Raw genomic sequence first — 25428 nt, 5'->3', positions numbered from 1 at the left:
TAGTTAATATTTTGCCATTTATAGTAGGTACATCTATGCAACTGACCAAGCTATCGGCTCTTGTCCTAGCCACAAGTATATTTTGTATTACTGGACCAAGCCTTGCTGCTTCAACATCTAACCCCACAACGAGCCCTTATTTTGAAGCTGAAGATATATTTTCTTTAGAATATGCGTCTGATCCGCAAATTTCACCAAATGGTCAGTATGTTGTCTACGTGCGTAATAGTAACGACATTATGACAGATAGCACGCGTAGTAGCTTATGGCTAGTTGATGTTAAAACAGGTAAGCAGAGCCCTTTATTTGCTGATCAATATAATAACTATCAACCACGCTGGTCAGCCGATGGCAAGCAACTGGCCTTTATTTCTGATCGCTCAGGATCAAGGCAAATCCATCTACATTGGTTAGGCGAAAACAAAACAGCCTTAATATCGCACTTACCAAAAAGCCCAAGCAATTTAACTTGGTCGGCCGATGGCAAGCAGTTGGCCTTTACTATGAATGTGGCCTCAACTTCCGCCAAGGTGCAGCAAAACGTTAAAAAGGTTACTAAACCCAAAGGGGCTAAATGGTCTGCCGAGCCTATTGTATTAGACAGAGCACGATATCAAGCTGATGGTAGAGGCTTTTTAAAGCCAGAGTTTCGGCAAATATTTATTTTACCCAGCACTGGAGGTACAGCGCGTCAGTTAACCCAAGGTGATTTTCATTATGGCAGCGACCTTAGCTTTAGTCCTGATAGCCAATCTCTGATATTCTCAGCTAATTTAGATCCTAACTGGGAGTTTCAACCTCGTGATGCTAACTTATACCAGTTAGATTTAACCAACCAAAAACTTACTGCTTTAACAACTATGCCTGGTGTTGAACACTCAGCGGTATTTTCACCTAATGGCAAACAACTGGCTTTTTTATGGCAGTCGAACGACAAGGTGCCATATAGCAACACTAAATTAAAAGTTTTAAATTTAAACTCTAACGCTATACAGAACATTGCTGAAGATTTTGATCGCGCTATAGTGCAACCAGCTTGGTTAGATAACAAAAGCTTTGTTGTGCAATATGATGATCGCGGCCAACGTAAACTAGCGTCATTAAAGTTTAACGGTAAACTAACACCATTAACCTCTAACTTAGGTGGTGTAAGCCAACCTCAGCCTTACCTTAGCGGTGGTTATAGTCTATCTAACAATGGTGTTATAGCTTACACCCATGGCACCAATCAACGCCCTGCTGATATTGCAGTAATTAATAAAGGCAAAACACAGGTATTAACAGCGTTAAATGAAGACTTACTTGGCCATAAAAAATTAGCTCAAACTCACGAAATAATCTATAAATCAGCCTTTGATGGTGAAGAAATCCAAGGCTGGTATATAACTCCTCCAGATTTCGATCCAAGTAAAAAGTATCCTTTATTATTAGAAATTCATGGTGGTCCACACTTAGCTTATGGCCCGCAATGGAGCGCTGAGATGCAGCGTTATGCTAAAGAAGGCTATGTGGTGTTTTATGACAATCACCGCGGCAGTTCATCTTATGGTGAGCGCTTCGCTTTATTACTACAATATAAATATAGCTCACCTGAAGATTATGCTGATCACGATAGTGGTGTTAATGCCATGCTTGAGCTAGGTTTTATTGACCCTGACAATCTGTTTATTGGCGGCGGCTCAGCCGGTGGTATTGCTAGTGCTTATGCCATTGGTTTAACTAACCGCTATAAAGCTGCTGCAGTGGTGAAACCTGTAATTAACTGGCTAAGTAAAGTGCTCACGGGCGACAGCTATTTATATCAAACCTTCTTTCAGTTCCCGGGGGTGCCATGGGAAAATGTAGAGCATTATTGGCAGCGTTCACCACTAAGCTTAGTGGGTAATGTAGAAACTCCAACTATATTAATTACCGGTGAAGATGATAGACGTACACCTATCTCAGAATCTGAGCAATTTTATCAGGCGCTGCAGTTACGAGGCATAGATACTGCTTTAGTACGCCTGCCAGGCTCTCCACATGGTATTTCTAATATACCAAGTAGAATGATTAATAAAGTGGAATATATGCTAGCTTGGTTTGAAATGTATAGAACAAAATCAGACTAATCGCATTTATAAATATAAGTTTTGTAATACGCGGCTACTTGTTTAGCCGCTTTATTATTAGCAGTCCTGTTTTAGCCTTCAGCTTAACGGCTTACTCTCTGAGCTTACAACTTCAATTAACCTTTTTCTTGTAACCGGTTTTAGCAATAATTGCTCAATACCCAATTGTTGTAATTCCACAGGATCGGGCTCTGAGCCGCTGACAATGACCAATGCGAGCTCTGGATACAGCTGCTTTAATTGAGTTGCTAGCGTTAATCCCTTGCTGTCTGGCAGACCTAAATCTAGCAATACTTTAGTGAACAGCTTATCTTGCGCTAATATAGATAAACACTCTGCTGCAGTGTGAGCTAACTGAACTTCGGCTTGCTCTTGTTGTAAAAATAACTGCATTAATAATGCAGCTTCCTTGTCATCTTCTACTACTAAAATACGCTGTGGCAAACTTTTTTCTATTACTGGAGCAGTGACTTGCTCTAGATATTTTTGCAATAGCCTATATAGTTGTGATTTATTAATCGGCTTCGATAGCATGTCATTAAAGCCCATACTCGTAAGCTCTTGCTTCAACCCCTTACCTGTTGCGGCTGTTAAAGCAACTATAGGCCATTGGTAGCCTAAATCTCGAATAGCCTTAACAGCATCTCTACCTGCAACAATTGGCATATGTAAATCCATTAAAATTAATTCATAATGGCTATTGTGTTGCGTCTTATGTTGCACTTTTTTTATAGCGCTGGCGCCTTCATTTGCAAATTCAACCTCTGCACCTACCGCTTGCAGCCAATGCCCTGCTAATTTTCGCAGCTCTGCCACATCATCAACTATTAATACTCGCCCCATTAAATTAGGTATAGTGGCATTTTGATTGTGCTGTAATGCCTGTTTTGTAAAATCAAAATTAACTCGTTTACTACGACTTATATCACCTGGCGAAACAGTAAAGTTAAACACTGAGCCTTGGTTTTCTTGAGATGATACCTCTATTGAGCCGCCCATACGCTGAACTAATTCTGCCGATATAGCTAAACCTAATCCAGCGCCACCGGTTTTACGTTTAACTATATCTTCGACTTGCATAAAAGGTGCAAAAATCTGTTTTACTTTCTCTGCAGCTATTCCTATGCCTGTATCCGTGACACGAAAACATAACTTTTGCTGATGGAGCCAGATATCAACTCTAACAGAACCTTGATCAGTAAACTTTATTGCATTATGAATAATATTAATTAAAATTTGTTTTAAACGTGTGCCATCTAAGCATACTTGCCTAGGTAAAGTTGTTAAGGCGTTAAAAGTTAGACTTAACCCTTTATCAACAGCAGTCACTTCTAACAATGAATATACATCCATAATGAGATTTAAAAGATTATAATTTTCTGGACGTAATTCAAGTTTATTGGCTGTAATTTTAGAAAGATCTAAAACATCATTTAATAAACTTAAAAGATGTTGACCATTATTTAGAATAATATTTAGCTCAGGGGCAGCCTCTTGAGCCAGATCCGTTTCTAATAGTAATTCTGTATAGCCTAAAATAGAAGATAAAGGTGTTCTTATTTCGTGACTTAAATGCGCTAAAAAACGATCTTTAGACCGATTATCAGCTTCTAAGCGTAACCGGTTAAGTCGCTCTAATTCATATTGGCGACGGCTTAATGCATAGCGAATAGCTCGGGCGAAACGGGTTTCGTTAAGCTCACTTTTCACTAGAAAGTCCGCTGCACCATATTCTAATGCCTGCAAATCTAATTTTTTATCAGCTTGGCCAGTTAACATGATAATAGGTGTAGATACACCAGAAGCAACGGCTCTTTGCAATAAAGATAACCCAGTTTCTGCCCCTAATTGATAATCCAATAAGCAAACATCATATTTTCCTTCAACTAAGTGCTGTAAACCGTCTTCAGGTTTTTGTACCCAAGTCAGCTGACAGGACAATGAGGTTAAGTCTTCCAGATGACCTCGAGTTAAAACATAGTCATCTTCGTCGTCTTCAACCAATAAAATATGGGCTTGCTGTGGCGGATAATTTAATTCAGTCATGTTCTTGGCTTGGTAGCTCGACAAACTCAACCCAATATTTACCTAAGGTTCGCATAAGTTCAACTAGCCCAACAAAATCAACCGGCTTTGTAATATAAGATGCAGCCCCTAAGTTATAACCGCGCAGCATGTCCTCTTCCTGCTTTGACGTAGTTAAAATAACCACAGGAATACTTCTTAGTTCAGGATCTTGCTTAATATTCTCTAAAGCTTCTCTGCCATCCATTCTAGGCATATTTAAATCAAGTAAAATAAGACTGGGTCTAGGACAAGGTACGCCGTTAGCATATTTACCTTGCTTCCTTAGGTACTCAAGCAAATCTACTCCGTCCTCAACACAGTATAGATTATTTAATACTCTGCTTTCAGTAAGCGCATCTTGAGTAAGCAAACGATCATCTTCATCATCATCGGCCATTAATATGGTGATAGCTCTCGCTTTATTATGGGGCATTTTCATCTCCGAATTTACCAAAGGGGGTTGCTTCTGCAGGCAAAATAATGCTGAAAGAAGCGCCTTGACCAAGCTCGCTTACAGCAGCAATTTCGCCTCTGTGACGCTCTGCAATGCGCCGACATACCGCTAAACCAATGCCAGTACCTTTATACTCTGTTCTGCCATGTAAACGTTGAAAAGGGGTAAATATTTTCTCAGCATACTCTTGAGAAAAACCAATACCATTATCACTCACTGTTATCTGATACCAGTTATCGCACAAAGCTAATTGCGCTTCGCTGGCATTATAGGCTTGGGCCTTAATAACAATATGTGCAGTTTTATCTGAGCGCCTAAACTTTATGGCGTTAGATAACAGATTTAAAAATAATTGCTGCAGCTGACTACTATCCGCTTGAATTGTTGGTAAAGGCGATATGTCTATTTTCGCAGCACTTTCTTTAATTGCTATTTCTAAGTCATCTAACACATAGTTTAAAACTGTATTTAAATCAGTTTCAGCAAAATCTCTGCCACGAGTACCTACCCGAGAAAACTCTAATAGGTCAGTAATTAAAGTTGACATTCGGCTTGCTGCATTACGCATACGTTTTAAATAATCTAGTCCACGCGCTTCTAAGGCATCTGCATAGGAAGACTCTAACCTGTCGCCAAAAGCTTGAATTTTACGTAAGGGCTCTTGTAAGTCATGAGAAGCAACAAAAGCAAAGTCTTCTAGTTCTCGATTGCTACGGCTTAGCTCCTCAGCATATAAATTAAGCTCTTGCGTTCGCTCTTCTACTTTATTGGTTAATTGTTGGTTTTTTTGCTCTAGTAACAGCAAATACTGCTGTTCATTTCTATTATTTCGCCATGAAATAATTAATAAAATAATCACTAGCATTGCGCTAGTAATTCCCGAAATAGTAAAGGTAATTGATGCTTCGTTTCTACTTTTGGCTAAACTTTGCAGTAAACCAGCACGATACATTTTCTCTTCTATATTTGCTTCGGTTAGCAACTGTGATAATTGGCTGTAAACATTAGAATTAGAACTCGCCTTTAAGGCCAATAAGGAGACAGCTGACTTATCATTTTTTATTAATCTAACATGTTCTTTAAGTTCAACTGTTTTAGCTTTAGATAATTCAATGATGTTGGTAATTCGCTGGTTTTGTGTCGCTATTTCTGACTCTAAAGCCTCAAGTTCTAGAATTTGTATATCAACTTTATCTAGCGCTTTATGATAGGGCACTAAAAACACATCATCATTAGTTAGCAAAAAACCTCTTTGGTTTGACTCTGCCGAAATTAATGAAAGGTGCAAATCATCTAAACGTAGAATGATATTACCTGTGTTAGCGAGACTAACCTGAATACTAGATAAATTCTGAATAGTGTTAAAAGCAAGGTAGACATTAAAACTGATAATGCTAGTTATAATAAGGCTGATTAAAATCCAAGCACTACGTTGTTTAGAGACAAAAGTCGATTTTAGCACAGCGTATCCTTGTCATAACGTTACTATTTAGGCTCAGTGAAAAGCTGTAATTTGTCACTGCAGTCCTGACATGATTGAATAATTTGCTCGACCGCCGTAATGGCTTTGTCTTTGGCTAAATCATTTTCTAATACCAACTTTATTAACTCTGCCTGCATTGAAATACGATTCAATGGTTTTCTAACATCATGAATTAGTTTGGCTAACTCTTGCTCACTAGGTTCAGTCATATTGCCTCCTGTCGAAGAGCCCTTATTATTTATCCATTTAGCTAAATTCGCCTAAGCTACCATAAGCATTTAATCGGTTATATAACGTTTTGGCGCTAATCCCCAGCATTTCAGCAGCTAAGGTTTTATTACCCTCTACTTTTTGCAAGGTAACGTAAATTAACTCTTTCTCTACCTCCTCTATCGTTTTACCTGCTATTAAACCTTGCTTGTTTTCTTTATTGAACGAAAATGGTGATGCAAAGGTTTCTGGTAAAACAAGACTTGTTGACTGAGGATCGCTCATAATAACGGCTCTGTGTATAGTATGTCTTAGCTCGCGTACATTACCCGGCCAATCATAAGCTTCTAATCGTTTAATTTGCGCTGTTGTTAATCTGTAATTAGTGCTGTTTTCTTGATTAAATTGCTGCAAAAAATATTTAGCCAATAAGTTAATATCAGCGGTTCTTTGTCTAAGAGGAGGTATTTCAATTGGGAATACGGCTAATCGAAAATAAATGTCTTCACGTAAAACATTTTGCTCAGCAATTTGCTGTAATGGCCGGTTAGTTGCAGAAATAACTCGACAATTTACTGCAATTTCTTTAGTACCACCAACTCGTATTACATTTTTAGTTTCTAATACTCGTAATAAAGCAGGCTGCATATCAATAGGCATTTCTGTCACTTCATCTAAAAATAAGCAACCATTTTGTGCTTGCTCAAATACCCCTGCTTTTTGTGCTATAGCACCAGTAAACGCGCCTTTTTCATGGCCAAATAACTCACTGCCAATAAGCTCTTTTGATAGGCCACCACAGTTTGTCGCAACTAAAGGTCCTTTAAGTTCACTGGCTGCATGAATGGCTGCAGCTACTACCTCTTTACCTACACCACTCTCGCCCATTAACATGACATTAGCCGAGGTTTTAGCCACTCGCTCAATCATGGTATAAAGTTGTTTCATCGGTGCAGATTCACCGACTAAACAGCCAAAATGCTTAGTTGGCAGATCAACAGATGATTTTACTACTTTAGGTTTAATCCCATTTAACACCCGCTCTAAATCTTCACGCTGGATAGGTTTAATTAAATAGTCCACTTTTGGACCGCACAATTCTGCCACCACTGACTTGACCGAAGGATGCCCAGTAATAAAGGTCACTTTTGGCATAGTGGCTAATTGTTTTAACCTGTCCATTAAATGCAGGCCACTACCATCGGGTAACATAAAATCTAATAAAATATGATCAAAAGTATTATTCTCAAGCCATTGATGTGCTTGCTCTAAGTTATGTGCAACATCTACTGTGTGGCCAAGAAAATCAATAATATGGCTGGCTACATTAGTAAATTCTTGATCATCATCGACGAGTAAAATTGATAACAAAGTAAGGCTCACAAAATTATTAAACAGTAAAGTTAATATCACTATCCGGTATCACGATTGAACCCTGTATGAATAGCAATGGCTAGGTAATTGATAATAAACTAATAATAAATTCAGATATAGCTATAGTTAACATTTAATAACAATAAATTTAACTTGTATAGCATAGATAATAGATGAATTTGACTGATATTGACAAGCTAGTATGCTAAGTAACAAAAAAGGCGCCGTAGCGCCTTTTTATTTATTCTGCGTGTTATTCCCACTCAATGGTCGCAGGCGGCTTGCCGCTGATATCGTAAACCACGCGTGAAATACCATCTATTTCATTAATAATGCGGTTAGATACCTTACCTAAGAAATCATAAGGTAAGTGCGCCCAGTGCGCAGTCATAAAGTCGATAGTTTCAACAGCACGTAATGAAACAACCCAGTCATATTTACGTGCATCGCCCATAACACCAACTGATCTTACCGGTAAAAACACCACAAAGGCTTGGCTTACTTTATTATACAAGTCTGCTTTTTGCAGTTCAGAAATAAAGATAGCATCGGCACGGCGTAAAATATCACAGTATTCTTTTTTGATTTCACCAAGAACACGTACACCTAAGCCTGGCCCAGGGAACGGATGGCGATATAGCATATCGTAAGGCAAGCCAAGCTCTAAACCAATTTTACGCACTTCATCTTTAAATAGTTCACGTAATGGTTCAACTAAGCCTAACTTCATATGCTCAGGTAAGCCGCCCACATTGTGGTGTGATTTAATCACATGCGCTTTACCTGTTGCAGAGCCTGCTGACTCAATAACATCAGGATAAATAGTGCCTTGAGCTAACCATTTTGCATTAGCTAACTTTTGCGACTCTTCATCAAATACTTCAACAAATACCCGGCCAATTGTCTTACGTTTTTGTTCGGGATCAGTTTGGCCAGCTAAGGCAGCTAAAAAGCGTTGTTCAGCATCAACTTTAATAATATTTAAACCAAAGTGATCGCCAAACATATCCATTACTTGCTGGCCTTCGTTTAATCGCAACAAGCCGTTATCAACAAATACGCAGTGTAAGTTTTTACCAATAGCACGGTGTAATAACATCGCTGTTACTGAGCTATCAACGCCACCCGATAAACCTAAAATAACTTCGTCATCGCCAATTTGTTGCTTTAAACGCTCTACTGCATCTTCAATAATGGTTGCTGGTGTCCATAGCTGCTCACAGCCACAGATTTCAACAACAAAATGCTCAAGCATGCGCTGACCTTGGCGGGTGTGAGTGACTTCAGGGTGAAACTGAACACCATAATATTTACGCTTAGCATCAACCATAGCAGCATGCGGGCAGGTAGGCGTAGTGGCACAAGTTATAAAGCCTTCTGGTATTTCAATCACTTTATCGCCATGACTCATCCAGACATCTAACTGCGCATTACCGTTAGCACTAATATGATCTTCAATATTGGCAAATAATTCATTCTGGGCAATAACTTCGACTTGGGCATAACCAAATTCACGCATATCAGAGCCAAGCACTTTACCACCTAGCTGTTCTGCCATAGTTTGCATACCGTAGCAAATACCTAAAATAGGCACTCCCGATTCAAACACATATTCAGGTGCCCGTGGCGAATTTGCAGCGTGCACGCTTTCAGGTCCGCCAGATAAAATAATACCAGTAGGATTAAATTCTTTAATTTGTTCAGCGCTGACATCCCAAGCCCATAACTCACAATAGACGCCAATTTCACGCACGCGACGAGCGATCAATTGCGTATATTGCGAACCAAAATCGAGGATTAAAATACGATGGTGATGAATATTTGTGTTCATAGCGACCTTTAAAATAGAGCGGCCAGAATTAACTGGCCGTGGCTTGCAAGATAAAAATTAACCTACACGGTAATTTGGAGCTTCTTTGGTAATTTGCACATCGTGGACATGAGACTCGCCCATGCCTGCAGATGTTACCCGCACAAACTCAGGTTTAGTGCGTAATTCTTCAATGTTAGCACTACCCGTTAAGCCCATGGCTGAGCGTAAACCGCCCATTTGCTGGTGAATAATGTTTTCCATTGGGCCTTTATAAGCAACACGACCTTCAATACCTTCAGGTACCAGTTTTTCTGCGTTATCACTACCTTGGAAATAGCGATCAGATGAGCCATTACGCTGTGCCATAGCACCTAATGAGCCCATACCACGATATGATTTATAGTAACGACCTTGGTACAGTTCTACTTCGCCTGGTGCTTCTTCAGTACCAGCAAACATAGAGCCAACCATAACTACGTGGGCACCAGCAACTAAGGCTTTAGCTACATCACCCGAGAAGCGAATACCACCATCGGCAATAATGCTCACATCCGTACCGGCAACACCTGAAACCGCTTCAGCAATAGCCGTTATCTGTGGTACACCACAACCTGTAACAATACGCGTAGTACAAATTGAACCTGGGCCTATACCCACTTTCACTGCATTGGCACCCGCTTCAGCTAAGGCTTTAGCGCCAGCGGCTGTTGCCACGTTACCAGCTACAATTTGTAAGTCTGGGTATTTAGCCCGAGTTTGTTTAACTCTATCTATAACACCTTGCGAATGGCCATGTGAGGTATCTATTAATAAAATATCAACGCCCGCCTCCACTAAGGCAGCAATACGTTCATCTGTACCTGCACCTACACCTACGGCTGCACCTACACGTAAACGGCCTAACTCATCTTTACAAGCATTAGGCTTACTAGCCGCTTTATAGTAGTCGCGAACGGTAATTAAACCTTTAAGTTTAAAGTCGTTATCAACAACTAATACTTTTTCAATTCTATGCTGGTGCATCAATTTAAAGGCATCTTCACGCGGCGCGGATTCATTAACAGTCACTAAGCGATCGCGCGGTGTCATAAGACTAGACACTTTCTCGTGATTGCTCGCTTCAAAGCTCATATCACGGCTGGTTAAAATACCCACTAAGTTATGTTGAGCATCTACCACTGGGAAGCCAGAGAAACCGTGTTGCTTAGCAAGTGCTTGTACTTCACGGATACTCATATCTGGAGTAACAGTAACCGGATCAGAAACTACACCGCTTTCGTATTTTTTAACACGACGCACGTTTGCAGCTTGCTCTTCAATGGTCATATTTTTATGAATAAAGCCTAGGCCACCCTCTTGCGCTAACGCAATAGCTAAACGCGCTTCCGTTACTGTATCCATAGAGGCAGATACCATAGGAATATTCAGCGTAATAGTGTTGGTTAATTTAGTGCGCAAATCGGCAGTATGGGGTAAAACGGTAGAGTGTGCTGGTACCAATAATACATCATCAAAGGTAAGAGCTTCTTGTTTGATCCTGAGCATTGCAACAATCTCGCTGTGGATGAAAAGATAAGGAATGTTGCGGTGCAATTTTAGCGGTTTTGTTCTCTTTTCACAATCACTATTTCAATTTATGTTACAGTCAGCCACAGTATTAGCAGCACAATAGAATTTTCAGTATGCAAACACCCGATATTTATAGCGTTTCTCGCTTAAACAGCGAAGTGCGGTTAACTCTTGAATTGCAATTCCAACAAATTTGGTTGCAAGCAGAGATCTCAAATTTTGTAGCAGCCGCTTCTGGCCATTGGTATTTCACCTTAAAAGACCAAGCAGCCCAAGTAAAAGTTGCTATGTTTAAAACTGCCAATAAACGCAGTAGCTTTCGACCGCAAAATGGCCAGCAAGTTTTAGTGCGAGCAAGGATCAGCGTTTATGAGCCTCGGGGCGAATATCAATTAATAGCCGAATTTATTGAAAGCGCCGGCGCCGGTTTACTCAAGCAGCAGTTTGAACAGCTTAAAGCGCAATTAAATGCCGAAGGTTTATTTGCCCTAGAACGCAAAAAGCCGTTACCTGCCCATATTGAACGGGTTGGCGTTATCACCTCACCAACAGGCGCGGCTATTCGCGATATTATTACTGTGCTACAACGCCGCGCGCCTAGCATTGAAGTAATTGTTTACCCTTGCCAAGTGCAAGGCGAAACGGCGGCTAATCAGTTGCGCACTATGCTTAGTAATGCGATTAGACGTAACGAAGTCGATGTACTGATTATTGGCCGCGGTGGTGGCTCTTTAGAAGATTTATGGTGTTTTAACGACGAAACCTTAGTGCGCGCACTTGCCGCCTGCCCTATTCCAACCGTTAGCGCCGTCGGCCACGAGATTGATTTTGCCCTAACAGATTTTGTTGCCGATATGCGCGCCGCCACACCATCGGCAGCCGCCGAACTCGTTTCACCTGATCAAAGCCACATTTTTGAACGTATCAATCGTTTGCGTAATGCGTTATATCAAGCCCAACGAGCGCAACTGCAACAGCTTGCCCCGCGTTTAACTAACCTAAGCCAGCGCTTACTAGCAGCAGAGCCTAAAAGACGTTTACAACAGCAACAGCAACGTTTAGATGAGATGCAGCAGCGCTTAACTAACAGCATTAAACGCCGCTTAATTAATACTAGCCAGCAGCAACAGTATTTAGCGAAAAGCCTTCGTCAATTATCCCCAGCAAAACAGTTGCTTCAGCAACAACAGTTAATCACTAACTTAACCCAGCGCTTAAACAACAGCCAAAAGCTGAAATTACAACAACAGCAACAACGACTCGCCGCCATTGCAGGTAAACTAGAGACCGTAAGCCCACTGGCCACACTAGCGCGAGGTTACAGCATTAGCTTTGCCGCAGACAATAAAGTACTCACTTCAACCGAGCAATTAGCCGTAGGCGATCAAGTAACAACTCAATTAGCTAACGGCAGTTTTGTGGCGAAGATAAGCTCTGTTATTGCGGCTAAATAGCAGATTTTAATGCTGCTGTATTAATAGCTACTAAAATAACAAAAAGGCCGACAATTGATGTCGGCCTTTTATTTAAGTTAGTACATTAATAAGTGGTTTTAAGCTTCTTTAACCACGTCAATAAAGTATTTCACTTCGCCATCGACTTTTTTACGGACTAAACCGTGAACATCGGTTTCAAAGCCTGGGAAGGCTAAGTTAAAGGCGCGGGTAAACTGCAGGTAGCTAATTATTATTTTGTTAAAACGCTCACCTGGCACCATTAACGGTATACCTGGTGGATAAGGCGTCACTAACATAGCTGTAACACGGCCTTCTATATCATCAATCGATATACGCTCTATATCGCGATGAGCCATTTTCGCCCATGCATCGGCTGGTGTCATGGCTGTTTCAATGTTAGATAAGTACATTTCTGTAGTGACTTTTGCCACATCGTACTGACGATACATATTATGAATTTGCTGACATAAATCACGCAAGCCTACTTTTTCATAACCTGGATGCTTGGCTGCAAATTCCGGCATCACTCGCCACATTGGTAAGTTTTGGTCGTAATCATCTTTAAACTGCTGTAACTCCGTTACCATAGAGTTCCAACGGCCTTTAGTGATACCGATGGTAAACATAATAAAGAAGGAATACAGGCCCGTTTTTTCGATAATAATACCGTGTTCAGCTAAATATTTACTCACTATAGCGGCGGGTATACCTTGCTCGTCAAATTGGCCCTGCATATTTAAGCCTGGCGTGATAATAGTGGCTTTAATAGGATCAAGTAAGTTAAAACCAGACTCTATATCACCAAAACCATGCCATGTATCTGTTGCATGCAGCATCCAATTATCACGATCACCTAAGCCTTCTTCAGGCAAAGAATCTGGCCCCCAAACTTTAAACCACCAGTCGTCATCGCCGTATTCAGCATCCACTTTGCGCATAGCGCGTCTAAAGTCGATAGCCTCAAATAAGGACTCTTCAACCAAGGCTGTACCGCCTGGCGCTTCCATCATAGCAGCGGCAACATCACAGCTTGCAATAATGGCATATTGCGGGCTAGTTGAGCTGTGCATTAAGTAAGACTCGTTAAAGCGGTGAGTGTCTAAACTGCGATTTTGTGCATTTTGCACTAAAATTTGTGATGCTTGCGATAAACCCGCTAATAATTTATGCGTCGATTGCGTTGCAAAAACCAAGGTATCTTCAGAGCGCGGTCGGTCTTTACCAATGGCATGCATATTTTTATAAAAGTCATGGAAACTCGCATGCGGTAACCAGGCTTCATCAAAATGCAGGGTATCTATAGTAGAGCCAAGCTGTTGCTTAATTTCTTCAACATTATACAAAATGCCGTCATAGGTACTTTGGGTAATGGTTAAAATACGAGGCTTCTTATTTTTTGCGTTACGAGCAAACGGATTAGCGGCTATTTTTTTCGCTATCGCTTCGGCTGAAAACTCACTTTTCGGAATAGGGCCAATAATGCCGTAATGGTTACGGGTTGGCGTTAAAAATACCGGTATTGCCCCTGTCATAATAATAGAATGCAAAATAGATTTATGGCAGTTGCGATCAACAACGACTATATCGCCCGGTGCTACCGTAGAGTGCCAAACCATTTTATTGGATGTAGAGGTACCATTGGTAACAAAAAACAAGTGGTCACTACCAAAAATACGTGCTGCATTTTGCTCACTTTGCGCCACAGGCCCAGTGTGATCAAGCAGTTGGCCTAGCTCGTCAACCGAATTACACACATCGGCTCTTAACATGTTTTCACCAAAAAATTGGTGGAACATTTGGCCTACTGGGCTTTTTAAAAAGGCAACACCGCCTGAATGGCCTGGGCAGTGCCATGAATAAGAGCCATCTGAAGCATAATCCATTAAGGCATTAAAAAATGGTGGCGCTAAGGCATCAAGATATTTTTTTGCTTCACGAATTATATGCTTAGCAACAAACTCAGGCGTGTCTTCAAACATATGAATAAAGCCATGCAACTCACGCAGTATGCTGTTTGGAATATGCCGAGTTGTCCGAGTTTCGCCATATAGAAAAATAGGTATATCAGCATTACGCTTACGTACTTCTTTTATAAATTGCCGTAAGCCTGCAACTGCAGTTTCAACTTCAGCCTCAGTGCCACTGCCAAACTCTTCATCATCAATAGATAAAATAAAACAAGAGGCACGACTCGCTTGCTGAGCAAAAGCGCTTAAATCTACATAGCTGGTATAGCCAACAACTTCATAGCCTTTATTACTAATTGCTTCGGCTAAATCTCGGATCCCCGAGCCAGATATATTCTCGCTGCGAAAATCTTCATCAATCACTACTACGGGAAAACGAAATTTCATGTCGACACCCCAAATAAAACAGCAAGCTGCACTAGCTTATTTGCAAATAAATGAGAGAAATTATAGAAAGAATTTCCCTCACAGAAAGAAACGCTATTTAGAAAACTTGGTTCTCGCTTTCATTAACCGCTCACGTTTATATTTTTGTAACGGTGTTTCTGTGTTCTTCTTTGTTGGCGCAAATGGATTATCACCTTCACGGAACTCTATCTTTATAGGTGTACCCATCATTTTTAATGTTTTACGAAAGTAATTCATTAAATAGCGTTTATAGGAGTCAGGTAATGAATCCACCTGATTACCATGAATAACAATCAAAGGTGGGTTATAGCCACCCGCATGCGCATATTTTAATTTCACTCTGCGACCATGTACCATAGGCGGCTGATGATCTTCTAGCGCCATTTTCATTATACGGGTTAACAAAGCCGTACTATGGCGAGTTGTTGCAGAATCAAAGGCTTCTTCTACTGATTCAAATAAGTTACCCACGCCTGAACCATGCAAGGCTGAAATAAAGTGTAAACGAGCAAAGTCGATAAAGCCTAAACGACGATCTAGCTCACGTTTTATTTCATCTTTAATGCTGTCATTTAAGCCGTCCCATTTATTCACTGCGATAACTAAAGAACGACCGGCATTTAAAGTAAAACCTAAGATACTTAAATCTTGATCAGAAATCCCCATCCTAGCATCGAGCACTAAAATAACAACGTTTGCGTCTTCTATGGCTTGTAAGGTTTTAATAACAGAGAATTTCTCTACTACGTCATCAATTTTACCACGACGACGTACACCCGCTGTATCTATAAGCGTATATTCACGGTCATTACGCTGCATAGGAATATAAATAGAATCTCGGGTGGTGCCTGGCATATCAAATACAACCACCCGCTCTTCGCCTAAAATTCGGTTAGTTAAGGTTGATTTACCCACGTTAGGGCGGCCGACTATCGCTAACTTTATATGTTCACTACGTAAGCGTGCTGCTTCAGCATCCGCTTCTTCTTCAGTTAAAGTAGCTAGCTCTAACGAAGGCGCATCTTCATCACCCTTAGCTAAGGCCTGTTGCTGTTCTTCTGTTAGTAACGGCACTAAGGCAAAGTTAAGTAAACTGGACACGCCACGGCCATGAGCAGCGGCTATAGGATAAACTTCGCCTAAACCTAAACTATAAAAGTCGGCGATAGCGGTATCCGCATCTAAACCATCGGTTTTGTTTGCGACGACAAAAACTTTTTTCTCTACTTTGCGAATATGCGCTGCAATAGCCTGATCACCGACAGTTGCGCCAGCTCTGGCGTCAACCATAAACAAGACAAGATCGGCCTCATCAATCGCTTTTAATGATTGCTCAGCCATTTCAACTTCAATGCCTTGCTCATCGCCATCAATACCACCTGTATCAACAACAATAAACTCTAGGCCTTCATACTTAACAGAGCCGTATTTTCTATCTCGTGTTAACCCGGGAAAGTCTGCAACTAATGCATCACGAGTTCGCGTTAATCGATTAAATAACGTCGACTTTCCGACATTGGCACGCCCTACAAGGGCAACGACAGGCAACATGGTGTAAACCTCAGAAATAACAAAACAGGTCTACCAGAGACCTGTTTAAAAAATAATTACTACAAGCCTATTTAAGGCGTTTGTAATAAAACTAGTTCGCCATTACGGCTTTGTACTAATAAATAGTCTTGGCTAGCGACCGCTTCAGTATAAAAACCTGAGCTATCCATACTTTGTCGCGCGACAAAGTCGCCCGAACTACGATCTAACCAATGCAAATTGCCTTCAATATCGCCTATTACAATATAATTCTTATAAACAGTTGCACCGGTTAAATAGTGCTTTTGTAAGCCATATTGTGTCCAGATTTCACCACCACTATTACTATTAACTGCAGCAATACGGCCGTTTGAGTCAACCACATACAAGGTGTCATTTGCTAAAGCCATATTGCGAAAGCTTGCAAACTCACGTTTCCATAATGCTTTACCCGTGCGGATATCTAATGCAGCTAATTCACCATTATAACCAATGGCAACAATCGCATTGCTTGTCACTATAGGTGTTGCGTCAACATCAGCTAATCGTGATAGCTCAGTACTGCCTTCAGGTATTGAAATTTGCTCTTCCCACGCTTGATAACCTCTATCAGCGATAACAACACCGACATGGCCACTACCAGAACCATAGATAACACCACCGGCATGAATAACAGGACTACCGACTCCGCGTAACGTTAGTGACGGCTGCTCATTTTCAAAATCCCAGCGCTGCTCACCGGTATCAGGGTGTAAGGCAATAAGCGTACCCGCTCCGGTTGCTACAACCACTAAGCCTTCACCTAATGCCGGCTTAGCTAACACTTCACCTTTAACTTCTACTCGCCAAAGTAACTCACCTGTTTCAGGTGAAAGCGAGAATACTTCGCCATTTTCAGTGCCTAGATAAAGTTTGTTATAACCATAACTAATGCCACCAGATATACGCGCATTACCGTCAGACCATAAGCGACTCATACTATGCCAAGCCGAACTGCCATCTGGCTTGCGTAAATCAAATTGCCATTTACGTTTACCGCTGTTTAAGTCATAAGCAGCAACAATACCTTCACGGCTTGCTGCATATACGGTTTGTTCAACAATCAGTGGCTGTAAACTAGATTCAAAATGCTCAACCCCAGAACCCACTTTTGTTTTCCAAACGACTTCTGGAGAGATAGTATTTTGTACTGCTGGCAATACAAGCTCTTCTTTGCTAGAGCAAGCGGTGGTCGCTAGCAATATTAAAGCTGTTGCCAAAAATTTTAACTGTAATTTCACACTTACCTCTCGTTATGCTGCGGTGATATGTGCCAGTTCGTCCAGTTTAACCTGAAGTAACTGTTTATTCGCACCACTTGCATTTAATGCCTGCTGATAAGCGGACTTGGCTTGAGCTGGTTTATCACTTAATAATAGAACATCACCTTTTAACTCAGCTTGAAGCGCTTGAAAACTTTCAGGAACCGCCACAGACAACGTAACTAAGGCTGCATCTAGGTTAGTCATCTCTTTTTGTACACGCGCTAAACGCAATTGAGTTAACGCTAACAGCTCAGGGTTTTTAGCCTGCTGCATCACCCAGTTTAATTGCTTTTCAGCAACATCCAGCTTATTTTGTGCCACAGCTTCTTTAGCTGCTAACAGGGCGGCAAAAACAGCATAATTTGTCGACTTTGAGCTATCGATATAACCTTGCGCTTGTGCCAACCAGGCATCGCCTTCTGCATCATCGCGTTGCGTCAATAACTGGCTAAAGCTTACTGAAGCTTGCTCTACATTGGCGCGCTGTTGTGCTTGATAATAACGAAAGCCGTATAACACAACGAAACCTAAAATAATGCCGGCTAAAATGGCCTTGCCATAGGTGTTCCAAAAACGCTTAATCGCTTCTACTTGTTGTTCTTCACTGCTATAAATTTCCACTGTGTTACTCCGTCAGTCCTGCTTAGGCTAAATGTTTTGCCAACTCAGTTATTAATAGTGTTTGTTGTGGCTTATCTTCACGTAGCCATTTTACTGTAATTTCGCCGCGGCTTAATTCATCTTCACCTAAAATTAAACCAATGCTTGCACCCGATTTATCTGCACGTTTTACCTGTTTTTTTAGGTTTCCGCCACCACAATGCAACATTATTCTTTTACTTGGCAACTCATTACGCAAGCGTTCGGCAACAGAATGAATAGCAAGTTCCGCTTGTTCGCCTAAAGCCATCAAATAGATATCGGCGTTTTTAGCTAATTCTGGCACTAAATCTAAGTGCTGTAAAAGCAAGACTAAACGCTCCATGCCTAAGGCAAACCCCACAGCAGGTGTAGACTTACCGCCTAACTGCTCAACTAAGCCATCATAGCGGCCACCGGCACAAACGGTACCTTGAGCACCTAGCTCTGTCGTTACCCATTCAAATACCGTTTTATTGTAATAATCTAAACCACGCACTAAACGCGGGTTCACAGTATATTCAATCCCAGCCGAAGTTAGCAGTTGTTTTAAGCGTTCAAAATGCTCGGCAGAGTCTTGATCTAAATGATCCGCTAATTTCGGTGCTGCAGCTAATAGCTCGGCTAATGCAGGATTCTTGCTATCTAAAACCCGCAACGGATTAGTGTGCATGCGGCGTAAACTATCTTCATCTAGTTGGTCTTTATGTTGCTCTAAATAAGCCACTAATACGTCACGATAATGACTCCGCGCTTCTGCTGAACCTAAAGAGTTAATTTCTAACTTAACAAAAGGCGTAAGACCTAGCTGCCGCCATAAACGAGCACTAAGTAAAATAACTTCAGCATCAATATCTGGCGTGGCAATACCGAAAGTTTCTAAGCCAAATTGATGAAACTGACGATAACGACCTTTTTGTGGCCGCTCATGGCGAAACATCGGTCCCATATACCATAATCGTTGCTCTTGGTTATAGAGTAAGCCATGCTCATTACCCGCCCTTACACAGCACGCAGTACCTTCTGGACGCAGCGTTAAGCTATCGCCATTGCGATCATCAAAGCTATACATTTCTTTTTCAACAATATCAGTGACTTCACCAATAGAGCGCTTAAATAGCTCGGTCATTTCGACAATAGGAAATCGAATTTCACTATAACCATAATTAAACATGGTTTGTCTTAAAACCTGCTCGGCATATTGCCATACCGGGGTTTGTTGCGGCAGGCAGTCATTCATGCCTCTAATTGCCTGAATTTGTTTGGACAAAATTATATTTCCACTGATAAAACTAACACTTTGCCGCGATTATAACGCGGCATGATTAAACGACTAAGCCATCCGCCTACTAAAGTTGGCGTATCGCAATTTTTTGTTGTAAGTAACTGCGTATTTGCTGCTCTAATTGTTCAGCAACATTACTGTTATCTAAGCGTAATTTTTGCCGTTGGCCGTTAATATAGAAGCCACTTTTTTTGTTGGCACCAGCAACACCTAGATCAGACATTAAGGCTTCACCTGGACCATTAACAACACAGCCAATTACAGACACAGTTAAGGGTTCAACCACATCTTCTAGTTGTTGTTCTAGCTGGTTCATGGTTTTTATCACATCAAACTCTTGACGTGAGCAACTTGGACAAGCGATAAAGTTAATGCCACGCGAACGAATGCGTAATGACTTTAAAATATCAAAGGCGACTTTCACTTCTTCAACCGGATCTGCCGCTAAGGAAATACGCATAGTATCACCAATACCTTCGGCTAATAACATGCCTAAACCAATAGCTGACTTAACCGCACCAGAGCGGGCACCACCAGCTTCGGTTATGCCTAAATGTAGCGGTTGTTTAATTTGTTTAGCTAGCAAGCGATAAGCACCTACGGCTAAAAATACATCTGATGCCTTAACACTTACTTTAAATTGATCGAAATTTAAGCGATCCAATATGTCAACATGACGCATAGCTGATTCAACTAGGGCCTCTGCCGTTGGCTCATGATATTTCTCTTGAATGTCTGCCTCTAGTGAGCCGCCATTAACACCAATTCGGATGGGTATATTGTAATCTCGCGCCGCATCAACAACAGCGCGAATGCGATCTTCGCGGCCTATATTGCCAGGGTTAATTCGTAAGCAGTCAACACCATACTCTGCGACTTTTAAAGCTATGCGATAGTCAAAATGGATATCCGCAACTAAAGGAATAGGTGACTGTTGTTTAATGAACTTAAAGGCCTCGGCCGCGTCCATAGTAGGCACCGACACTCGCACTAAATCTGCACCAGCTTTAGCAATAGCATTAATTTGTGCAACAGTCGCAGCTACATCTGTGGTTAAGGTATTGGTCATTGATTGCACAGCTATGGGTGCATCGCCGCCTATAAGAACATTACCCACTTTAATTTGGCTGCTGTCACGGCGTTTAATCGGGTTGTCTGCAAACATTGTTACTCAGATCCGGGAATAGTAAATTTTGCTACCCTACCCTTTGGTAAAGTAGATACATCATAAGGTTGATTATTAAAATTAATAACCACCGCTTCTGGATTACCTAAGGTGACGACAAAAGGCGCTTTACCTTTTAACGTCATTACATAACCTTTTTCTTTGGTGCCAAATGCAATTCGCTCACCCTCAGCATCAATAACATTAACCCAACAGGCATCAGTAAATTGCATATTTAAACTGTCTTGTACTAGCTGCTGTTCAGGACTTTCTTCAGCTCGTTCAGCTAATTTCATTGATGGCTGTATCATAGCTTCACTTGTTGCATCAGGATTAGCCGCTAACAAGTTAGCATCTGCATTGTCATTCAACTTGAGCTCAGCATCTGCAGCTTCGGTGTTATTAACCTTAGCATTATCTAATACAATAGGCGGCTCTGCCACAGTGTTTTTATTTTCTGCAATTAAATCTGTTGAGCCAACTTGTTCTGAGCTGATATTAGCAGAGCCCCAGTCACTAAAGCTGGTTTCGGTTTGCCACCACCAAACAATTAATAGCGCTATAAAGAAAACAATAATGCCATAAGTTAACCAAATAAACTTGTTATCTGTCGCTTGATGTTTAGTACGATTAGAAAATGTCTGCATCGGCTTAATAACTTGGCCATGAGCATCTCCATCGCGCATAAAAGCGTCTTTAAGCTTTATCTCTGGAATTTTAAGTAACTTTGCATAGGCACGAATATAGCCTTTAACGTAAGTCTCTTGGATCTGAGCCTTAAATTTATCTTGTTCTAATTGTTCAATTACCGGTACCGAGAGATTCAATTGAGATGCAACTTGAGCAAGCGTTAAACCACGAGCTGTACGAGCCTGATATAACATCTGACCTATAGTTAATTCTTGCTCCGGCTCGTGTTCAATATTCATGGTTTTATAAGTTCAGGATCCTTGATTAATAGCTTCTGGCCAATATAAAGGCTACTGGTTTCACTAAGGTTGTTCCATGCCATAAACTTGTCTAATTTAATATTATAGCGGTATGAAATAGCAAACATAGTTTCACCAGCTGCAACCTCATGGTAGGGCTCTGTGATTGCCACTTGTCCAGGTGCTGTCACCTTAGTTAGCTTATTAAAGGCACGGCTATCTACTTTGTCTTCAGGCACGGCTTGCAGCCAAACTTTCTGGCCTGTTTTAATTGTTGACTCTGGAGTAAGTTTATTCCAGTCCATCAAGCTTTGTAAGCGAATATTATATTTAACCGAGATAGCATATAAAGAATCATTATCTTGTACTAAGTGGAACTTGTATTCGGGTTGCGCTGTTTCTATGACAGCGGAACTTTCTGCAGCCATTTCAGCTGGCAATATCTCGGTTGTTTCTACTACAACTTTTGGCTCTGATGTCACTTGATAAGCCAATAAATCAGCTTCTTGCTCTGCTGATGAGTCATCTGCAACTGTTGCTTGCTCTAATTCTGGCTGTTTAATCGCGGTGGTTGTGCCATCACTACTCGTACTCGCAGCTGCTTCAGTTAACACTGGTTTTAATTCACGTTCTACCAATATAGTTTCTTCAGGAAGCTCATCTATACGAGTGGCGGCTAATGCGACCGATGCGGCCTCTTTAGCCGCTGTTAATTCTTCAACACTAACGGTTTTAACGGGCTCTTCAGATCCTACAGTCGAAGTTTCAGTTATAGCCTCTGGAGCTTGAGCTTGTGTGTCTTTAGCTACAACCGCACTGCTATTACCTGATAAGCTATTGGCAATATTAGTTGTCTCATTTTGTAATACTGGCACTGTAGAAACGGTATTGCTGCTAGCTACATTTTCAGGTTCTTTTATCGCAACAGAATGAGTTTTCGTCTGTCTATTTTTTGTCGAGTCTGCATCTGAACTCGCTGCTGTATTTACTGCAGATCCAGTCTCAGGATCTGTTTTTCGCTTAACTATTTTCAGCTTTGGATTTTCTACAGGCTTTGCAATGACTTCCGTTTTTACGTTCGCGGTAGGAATTACGACATTAGACATCAATGTTTCTTTGTATCGCTCGCGTAATAATTCAAACTCACTTAACTCTAGCTTATCTTGTAACAATAAGGTGGTTTCAGCAGAGCCCATATACAGCGTAAGTAATAATTGCTCGGCATTGTTTTTAGTTGCAGTATCGCCTGACTTATCAGCAATTAAATAACTTAACAATACCGTTCTAGAAGACACTCTACCTAGCCGTTGGATTTTAGCTAATTGATTTTTAGCTTGTTTTATTTCTCCCATGGCATAAGACAAACCCGAAGACAGTATTAAAGAGCTAATACGGGTACTATTATGGTTAATGGAGTTATCTAAATATGTCTTGGTTTTACGAAAATTGTTCTGCTGTAGTTGGCACATAGCTAAATTTTCATAGCTTTCTGCCACTCGAATATAGCCAGGGCGGCTAATGGCCTTCAATAATAAGCGCTCAGCTGCTTCATACTTTTGTAACTGGCATAAAAAGGCACCGTAGTTATTATAAGCATCCGCATAATTAGGATCTTTATCAATAGCAATTAAGTAATGCTCTTCAGCTTGATCTGCTTCGCCTACATTTTCATAGTAATAAGCTAATGCACTATAAACTTCTGCAGAATTTGGCGCGAAACTACGGGCACGTTCTAAATTATATTTAGCAGCAGAAGAGTCGCCACGACGTAAATAATTGAGTCCTAACGAAATGCGGGTGCGGGCCGCCTCAATATTATCGAACGAGCGATTTGCCACCGGCTTATCGCTGCCAACATAGGTTTGCTCAGACACGCAGCCTGTTAGCATAATACTACAGGCGGCAATACCAACGATAATTTTGCGCTTTAACACTGGCCATTCCTTGAATAATTACAGTAATTTCACCGTGATTGGCTGTCCTTTTTCTTGTTTTTTGATCAGCCGTTTTGTTCTATCTATCACATCGCCTACTAACTGCCCGCAAGCGGCATCAATATCATCACCACGGGTTTTACGTACAATAACAGTAAAGCCATACTCATGTAAGACTTTGTTAAACCGGTCGATACGAGAATTGCTAGACCTTTTATATGGAGAACCAGGGTACGGATTAAATGGAATCAAGTTAATTTTCGACGGCGTATCTTTTAACGCATGCGCTAATTCATGTGCCTGCTCCATACTATCGTTAATGCCATCTAACATGACATATTCAATGGTGACTTTATCATTAGCTTTAGAGGCATCTACATAACGACGTGAAGCGGCTAAAAACTCTTCCATTGGGTACTTACGGTTAACCGGAACTAATTGATCACGTAATGCATTATTAGGCGCATGCAATGAAATTGCTAGTGCTACATCAATTTTCTCGCGTAATAAATCTAGTGCAGGTACTACACCTGAAGTACTTAAGGTAACGCGGCGTTTTGATAAGCCAAAACCGTAATCTTCAAGCATTAACTGCATGGCTGGCACAACGTTATTTAAATTAAGTAGCGGCTCACCCATCCCCATCATTACTACGTTAGTGACTGGTTTTACGTTACTACCACCATAGCTACCAATAATCTTAGCGACGCGCCAAACTTGACCAATAATTTCTGAAACACTTAAATTACGGTTAAAACCTTGTTGAGCTGTAGAACAGAACGAACAGTCTAAAGCACAGCCAACTTGTGAAGAAACACACAAAGTGCGGCGATCTTTTTCTGGGATCCAGACGGTTTCAACCTCTTGGCCACCTTTAAGTCCCATAATAAACTTAATGGTGCCATCGCTACTTTCTTGTTGCATCACTACTTCTGGCGCTTCAATTACGCAGCGACTTTTTAGTTTTTCACGCAATACTTTATTGATATTAGTCATCAGGTCGAAATCATCGACGCAATAGTGGTAAATCCATTTCATTACCTGATCGGCACGAAATGGCTTCTCACCCATATCAACAAATAATTGCTGTACTTCGCTGCGCGATAAATCAAGTAAATTAATTTTCTTTTGTTGCTCAGTCATGTCCAGAGCACTCCTTACCACAATAAACAATATCTATAAAATACTGATTCTAGCTAGAGTATAAATCTAGATAGATTAAGGGGGCAAATGCCCCCTTAATTCAGCAACACTATACGTTAAAAATTAACGTGTGCGTGCACAAAGCTCAGCTTCAGTGAAGAAATAAGCTATTTCGCGAGCAGCTGATTCAGGAGCGTCTGAACCATGAACCGCATTCTCATCGATGCTAGCAGCATAGTCTGCACGTAAAGTACCCGCTAAGGCTTCAGCTGGGTTAGTTGCACCCATGATTTCACGGTTTTTCAATACGGCATTTTCGCCTTCTAACACCTGAACCATAACTGGACCAGAGATCATAAATGATACTAAAGCGTTAAAGAATGGACGCTCTTTATGCTCTGCATAAAAGCCTTCCGCTTGTTCTTTGCTTAAGTGAACCATTTTTGAAGCAACAATACGTAAACCCGCAGTTTCAAAACGATTGTAGATAGCACCAATTACATTTTTAGCAACTGCATCTGGTTTAATAATTGAAAAAGTACGTTCTAACGCCATCATAGGCTCCTGATTAAAGTTAATAAATAAATTG

Annotated in this window: 19 protein-coding genes; 2 read left to right on the top strand and 17 right to left on the bottom strand. The window is 41.0% G+C overall.

Going from position 1 to position 25428, the window contains the following annotated elements; all coding sequences use genetic code 11:
- Positions 1-35: 35 nt before the first annotated feature.
- Positions 36-2108, top strand: a complete 2073-nt coding sequence (locus ACRCA4_RS01960; protein WP_433183385.1) for a S9 family peptidase — start codon at positions 36-38, stop codon at positions 2106-2108.
- A 78-nt stretch (positions 2109-2186) separates the two neighbouring features.
- On the opposite strand, the gene ACRCA4_RS01955 is transcribed toward ACRCA4_RS01960, so the two are convergent.
- From ACRCA4_RS01955 to guaB, 7 genes are all read right to left on the bottom strand, one after another.
- Positions 2187-4154 carry a response regulator gene (locus tag ACRCA4_RS01955; protein WP_433183382.1) on the bottom strand — a complete coding sequence of 656 codons (1968 nt, stop codon included), beginning with the start codon at positions 4152-4154 and terminating at the stop codon, positions 2187-2189.
- On the bottom strand, positions 4147-4608 hold the full coding sequence (locus tag ACRCA4_RS01950) for a response regulator (RefSeq protein WP_433183380.1): 462 nt from the start codon (positions 4606-4608) through the stop codon (positions 4147-4149). Before ACRCA4_RS01950 ends, ACRCA4_RS01955 begins: the two co-directional genes overlap by 8 nt.
- Positions 4598-6091 carry a sensor histidine kinase gene (locus ACRCA4_RS01945; RefSeq protein WP_433183377.1) on the bottom strand — a complete coding sequence of 498 codons (1494 nt, stop codon included), beginning with the start codon at positions 6089-6091 and terminating at the stop codon, positions 4598-4600. The genes ACRCA4_RS01950 and ACRCA4_RS01945 overlap by 11 nt, the downstream gene beginning before the upstream one ends.
- A 23-nt stretch (positions 6092-6114) precedes the next feature.
- On the bottom strand, positions 6115-6321 hold the full coding sequence (locus ACRCA4_RS01940; protein ID WP_433183375.1) for a hypothetical protein: 207 nt from the start codon (positions 6319-6321) through the stop codon (positions 6115-6117).
- A 37-nt stretch (positions 6322-6358) separates the two neighbouring features.
- The gene (locus ACRCA4_RS01935; RefSeq protein WP_433183372.1) at positions 6359-7693 is read right to left on the bottom strand and encodes a sigma-54-dependent transcriptional regulator; all 1335 of its coding nucleotides are present in this window, start codon (positions 7691-7693) and stop codon (positions 6359-6361) included.
- 256 nt (positions 7694-7949) lie between these two features.
- Complete coding sequence (gene guaA / locus ACRCA4_RS01930; RefSeq protein WP_433183369.1) at positions 7950-9527, bottom strand: glutamine-hydrolyzing GMP synthase; 1578 nt, start codon at positions 9525-9527, stop codon at positions 7950-7952.
- 57 nt (positions 9528-9584) lie between these two features.
- Entirely contained in the window at positions 9585-11054 is a 1470-nt protein-coding gene (gene guaB / locus ACRCA4_RS01925) for an IMP dehydrogenase (protein WP_433183366.1), read from the bottom strand.
- A gap of 137 nt (positions 11055-11191) precedes the next feature.
- Here guaB and xseA point away from each other — a divergent pair, with 137 nt between their 5' ends.
- A complete protein-coding gene (gene xseA / locus ACRCA4_RS01920; protein WP_433183363.1) occupies positions 11192-12532 on the top strand; it encodes an exodeoxyribonuclease VII large subunit in 1341 nt (446 codons plus the stop codon).
- Between the two features lie 98 nt (positions 12533-12630).
- Here the strand turns inward: xseA and ACRCA4_RS01915 are convergent, their stop codons facing one another.
- From ACRCA4_RS01915 to ndk, 10 genes are all read right to left on the bottom strand, one after another.
- Positions 12631-14889: an Orn/Lys/Arg decarboxylase N-terminal domain-containing protein gene (locus ACRCA4_RS01915; RefSeq protein ID WP_433183360.1), complete on the bottom strand. Its 2259-nt coding sequence runs from the start codon at positions 14887-14889 to the stop codon at positions 12631-12633.
- A 93-nt stretch (positions 14890-14982) separates the two neighbouring features.
- A complete protein-coding gene (gene der, locus ACRCA4_RS01910) occupies positions 14983-16461 on the bottom strand; it encodes a ribosome biogenesis GTPase Der (protein WP_433183357.1) in 1479 nt (492 codons plus the stop codon).
- Positions 16462-16532: 71 nt separating this feature from the next.
- Entirely contained in the window at positions 16533-17720 is a 1188-nt protein-coding gene (gene bamB, locus ACRCA4_RS01905) for an outer membrane protein assembly factor BamB (RefSeq protein ID WP_433183354.1), read from the bottom strand.
- A gap of 12 nt (positions 17721-17732) precedes the next feature.
- Entirely contained in the window at positions 17733-18365 is a 633-nt protein-coding gene (locus tag ACRCA4_RS01900; RefSeq protein ID WP_433183351.1) for a YfgM family protein, read from the bottom strand.
- Between the two features lie 22 nt (positions 18366-18387).
- Positions 18388-19653: a histidine--tRNA ligase gene (hisS, locus tag ACRCA4_RS01895; protein WP_433183348.1), complete on the bottom strand. Its 1266-nt coding sequence runs from the start codon at positions 19651-19653 to the stop codon at positions 18388-18390.
- Positions 19654-19732: 79 nt separating this feature from the next.
- On the bottom strand, positions 19733-20833 hold the full coding sequence (ispG, locus tag ACRCA4_RS01890) for a flavodoxin-dependent (E)-4-hydroxy-3-methylbut-2-enyl-diphosphate synthase (protein WP_433183345.1): 1101 nt from the start codon (positions 20831-20833) through the stop codon (positions 19733-19735).
- A gap of 2 nt (positions 20834-20835) precedes the next feature.
- The gene (locus ACRCA4_RS01885) at positions 20836-21762 is read right to left on the bottom strand and encodes a RodZ domain-containing protein (RefSeq protein ID WP_433183342.1); all 927 of its coding nucleotides are present in this window, start codon (positions 21760-21762) and stop codon (positions 20836-20838) included.
- Positions 21759-23696: a type IV pilus biogenesis/stability protein PilW gene (gene pilW, locus ACRCA4_RS01880; RefSeq protein WP_433183339.1), complete on the bottom strand. Its 1938-nt coding sequence runs from the start codon at positions 23694-23696 to the stop codon at positions 21759-21761. The genes ACRCA4_RS01885 and pilW overlap by 4 nt, the downstream gene beginning before the upstream one ends.
- Before the next feature lie 18 nt (positions 23697-23714).
- On the bottom strand, positions 23715-24839 hold the full coding sequence (locus ACRCA4_RS01875) for a bifunctional tRNA (adenosine(37)-C2)-methyltransferase TrmG/ribosomal RNA large subunit methyltransferase RlmN (protein ID WP_433183336.1): 1125 nt from the start codon (positions 24837-24839) through the stop codon (positions 23715-23717).
- Positions 24840-24962: 123 nt separating this feature from the next.
- Positions 24963-25394 (bottom strand): nucleoside-diphosphate kinase, encoded by a 432-nt coding sequence (ndk, locus tag ACRCA4_RS01870; RefSeq protein WP_433183333.1) that lies wholly within the window; start codon positions 25392-25394, stop codon positions 24963-24965.
- Positions 25395-25428: the final 34 nt, after the last annotated feature.

The organism is Rheinheimera sp. WS51 (genome assembly GCF_050936095.1).
GTDB lineage: Bacteria > Pseudomonadota > Gammaproteobacteria > Enterobacterales > Alteromonadaceae > Alishewanella.
The sequence above is the reverse complement of the archived record's forward strand: the minus strand, read 5'-3'. Positions and strand labels throughout refer to the sequence as shown.

Coding starts and splice junctions, on each gene's coding strand:
- ACRCA4_RS01960 (WP_433183385.1), top strand. CDS start 36: ATGCAACTGACCAAGCTATCGGCTCTTGTCCTAGCCACAAGTATATTT.
- ACRCA4_RS01955 (WP_433183382.1), bottom strand. CDS start 4,154: ATGACTGAATTAAATTATCCGCCACAGCAAGCCCATATTTTATTGGTT.
- ACRCA4_RS01950 (WP_433183380.1), bottom strand. CDS start 4,608: ATGCCCCATAATAAAGCGAGAGCTATCACCATATTAATGGCCGATGAT.
- ACRCA4_RS01940 (WP_433183375.1), bottom strand. CDS start 6,321: ATGACTGAACCTAGTGAGCAAGAGTTAGCCAAACTAATTCATGATGTT.
- guaA (WP_433183369.1), bottom strand. CDS start 9,527: ATGAACACAAATATTCATCACCATCGTATTTTAATCCTCGATTTTGGT.
- guaB (WP_433183366.1), bottom strand. CDS start 11,054: ATGCTCAGGATCAAACAAGAAGCTCTTACCTTTGATGATGTATTATTG.
- xseA (WP_433183363.1), top strand. CDS start 11,192: ATGCAAACACCCGATATTTATAGCGTTTCTCGCTTAAACAGCGAAGTG.
- ACRCA4_RS01915 (WP_433183360.1), bottom strand. CDS start 14,889: ATGAAATTTCGTTTTCCCGTAGTAGTGATTGATGAAGATTTTCGCAGC.
- der (WP_433183357.1), bottom strand. CDS start 16,461: ATGTTGCCTGTCGTTGCCCTTGTAGGGCGTGCCAATGTCGGAAAGTCG.
- ispG (WP_433183345.1), bottom strand. CDS start 20,833: ATGTTTGCAGACAACCCGATTAAACGCCGTGACAGCAGCCAAATTAAA.
- ACRCA4_RS01885 (WP_433183342.1), bottom strand. CDS start 21,762: ATGAATATTGAACACGAGCCGGAGCAAGAATTAACTATAGGTCAGATG.
- ACRCA4_RS01875 (WP_433183336.1), bottom strand. CDS start 24,839: ATGACTGAGCAACAAAAGAAAATTAATTTACTTGATTTATCGCGCAGC.
- ndk (WP_433183333.1), bottom strand. CDS start 25,394: ATGGCGTTAGAACGTACTTTTTCAATTATTAAACCAGATGCAGTTGCT.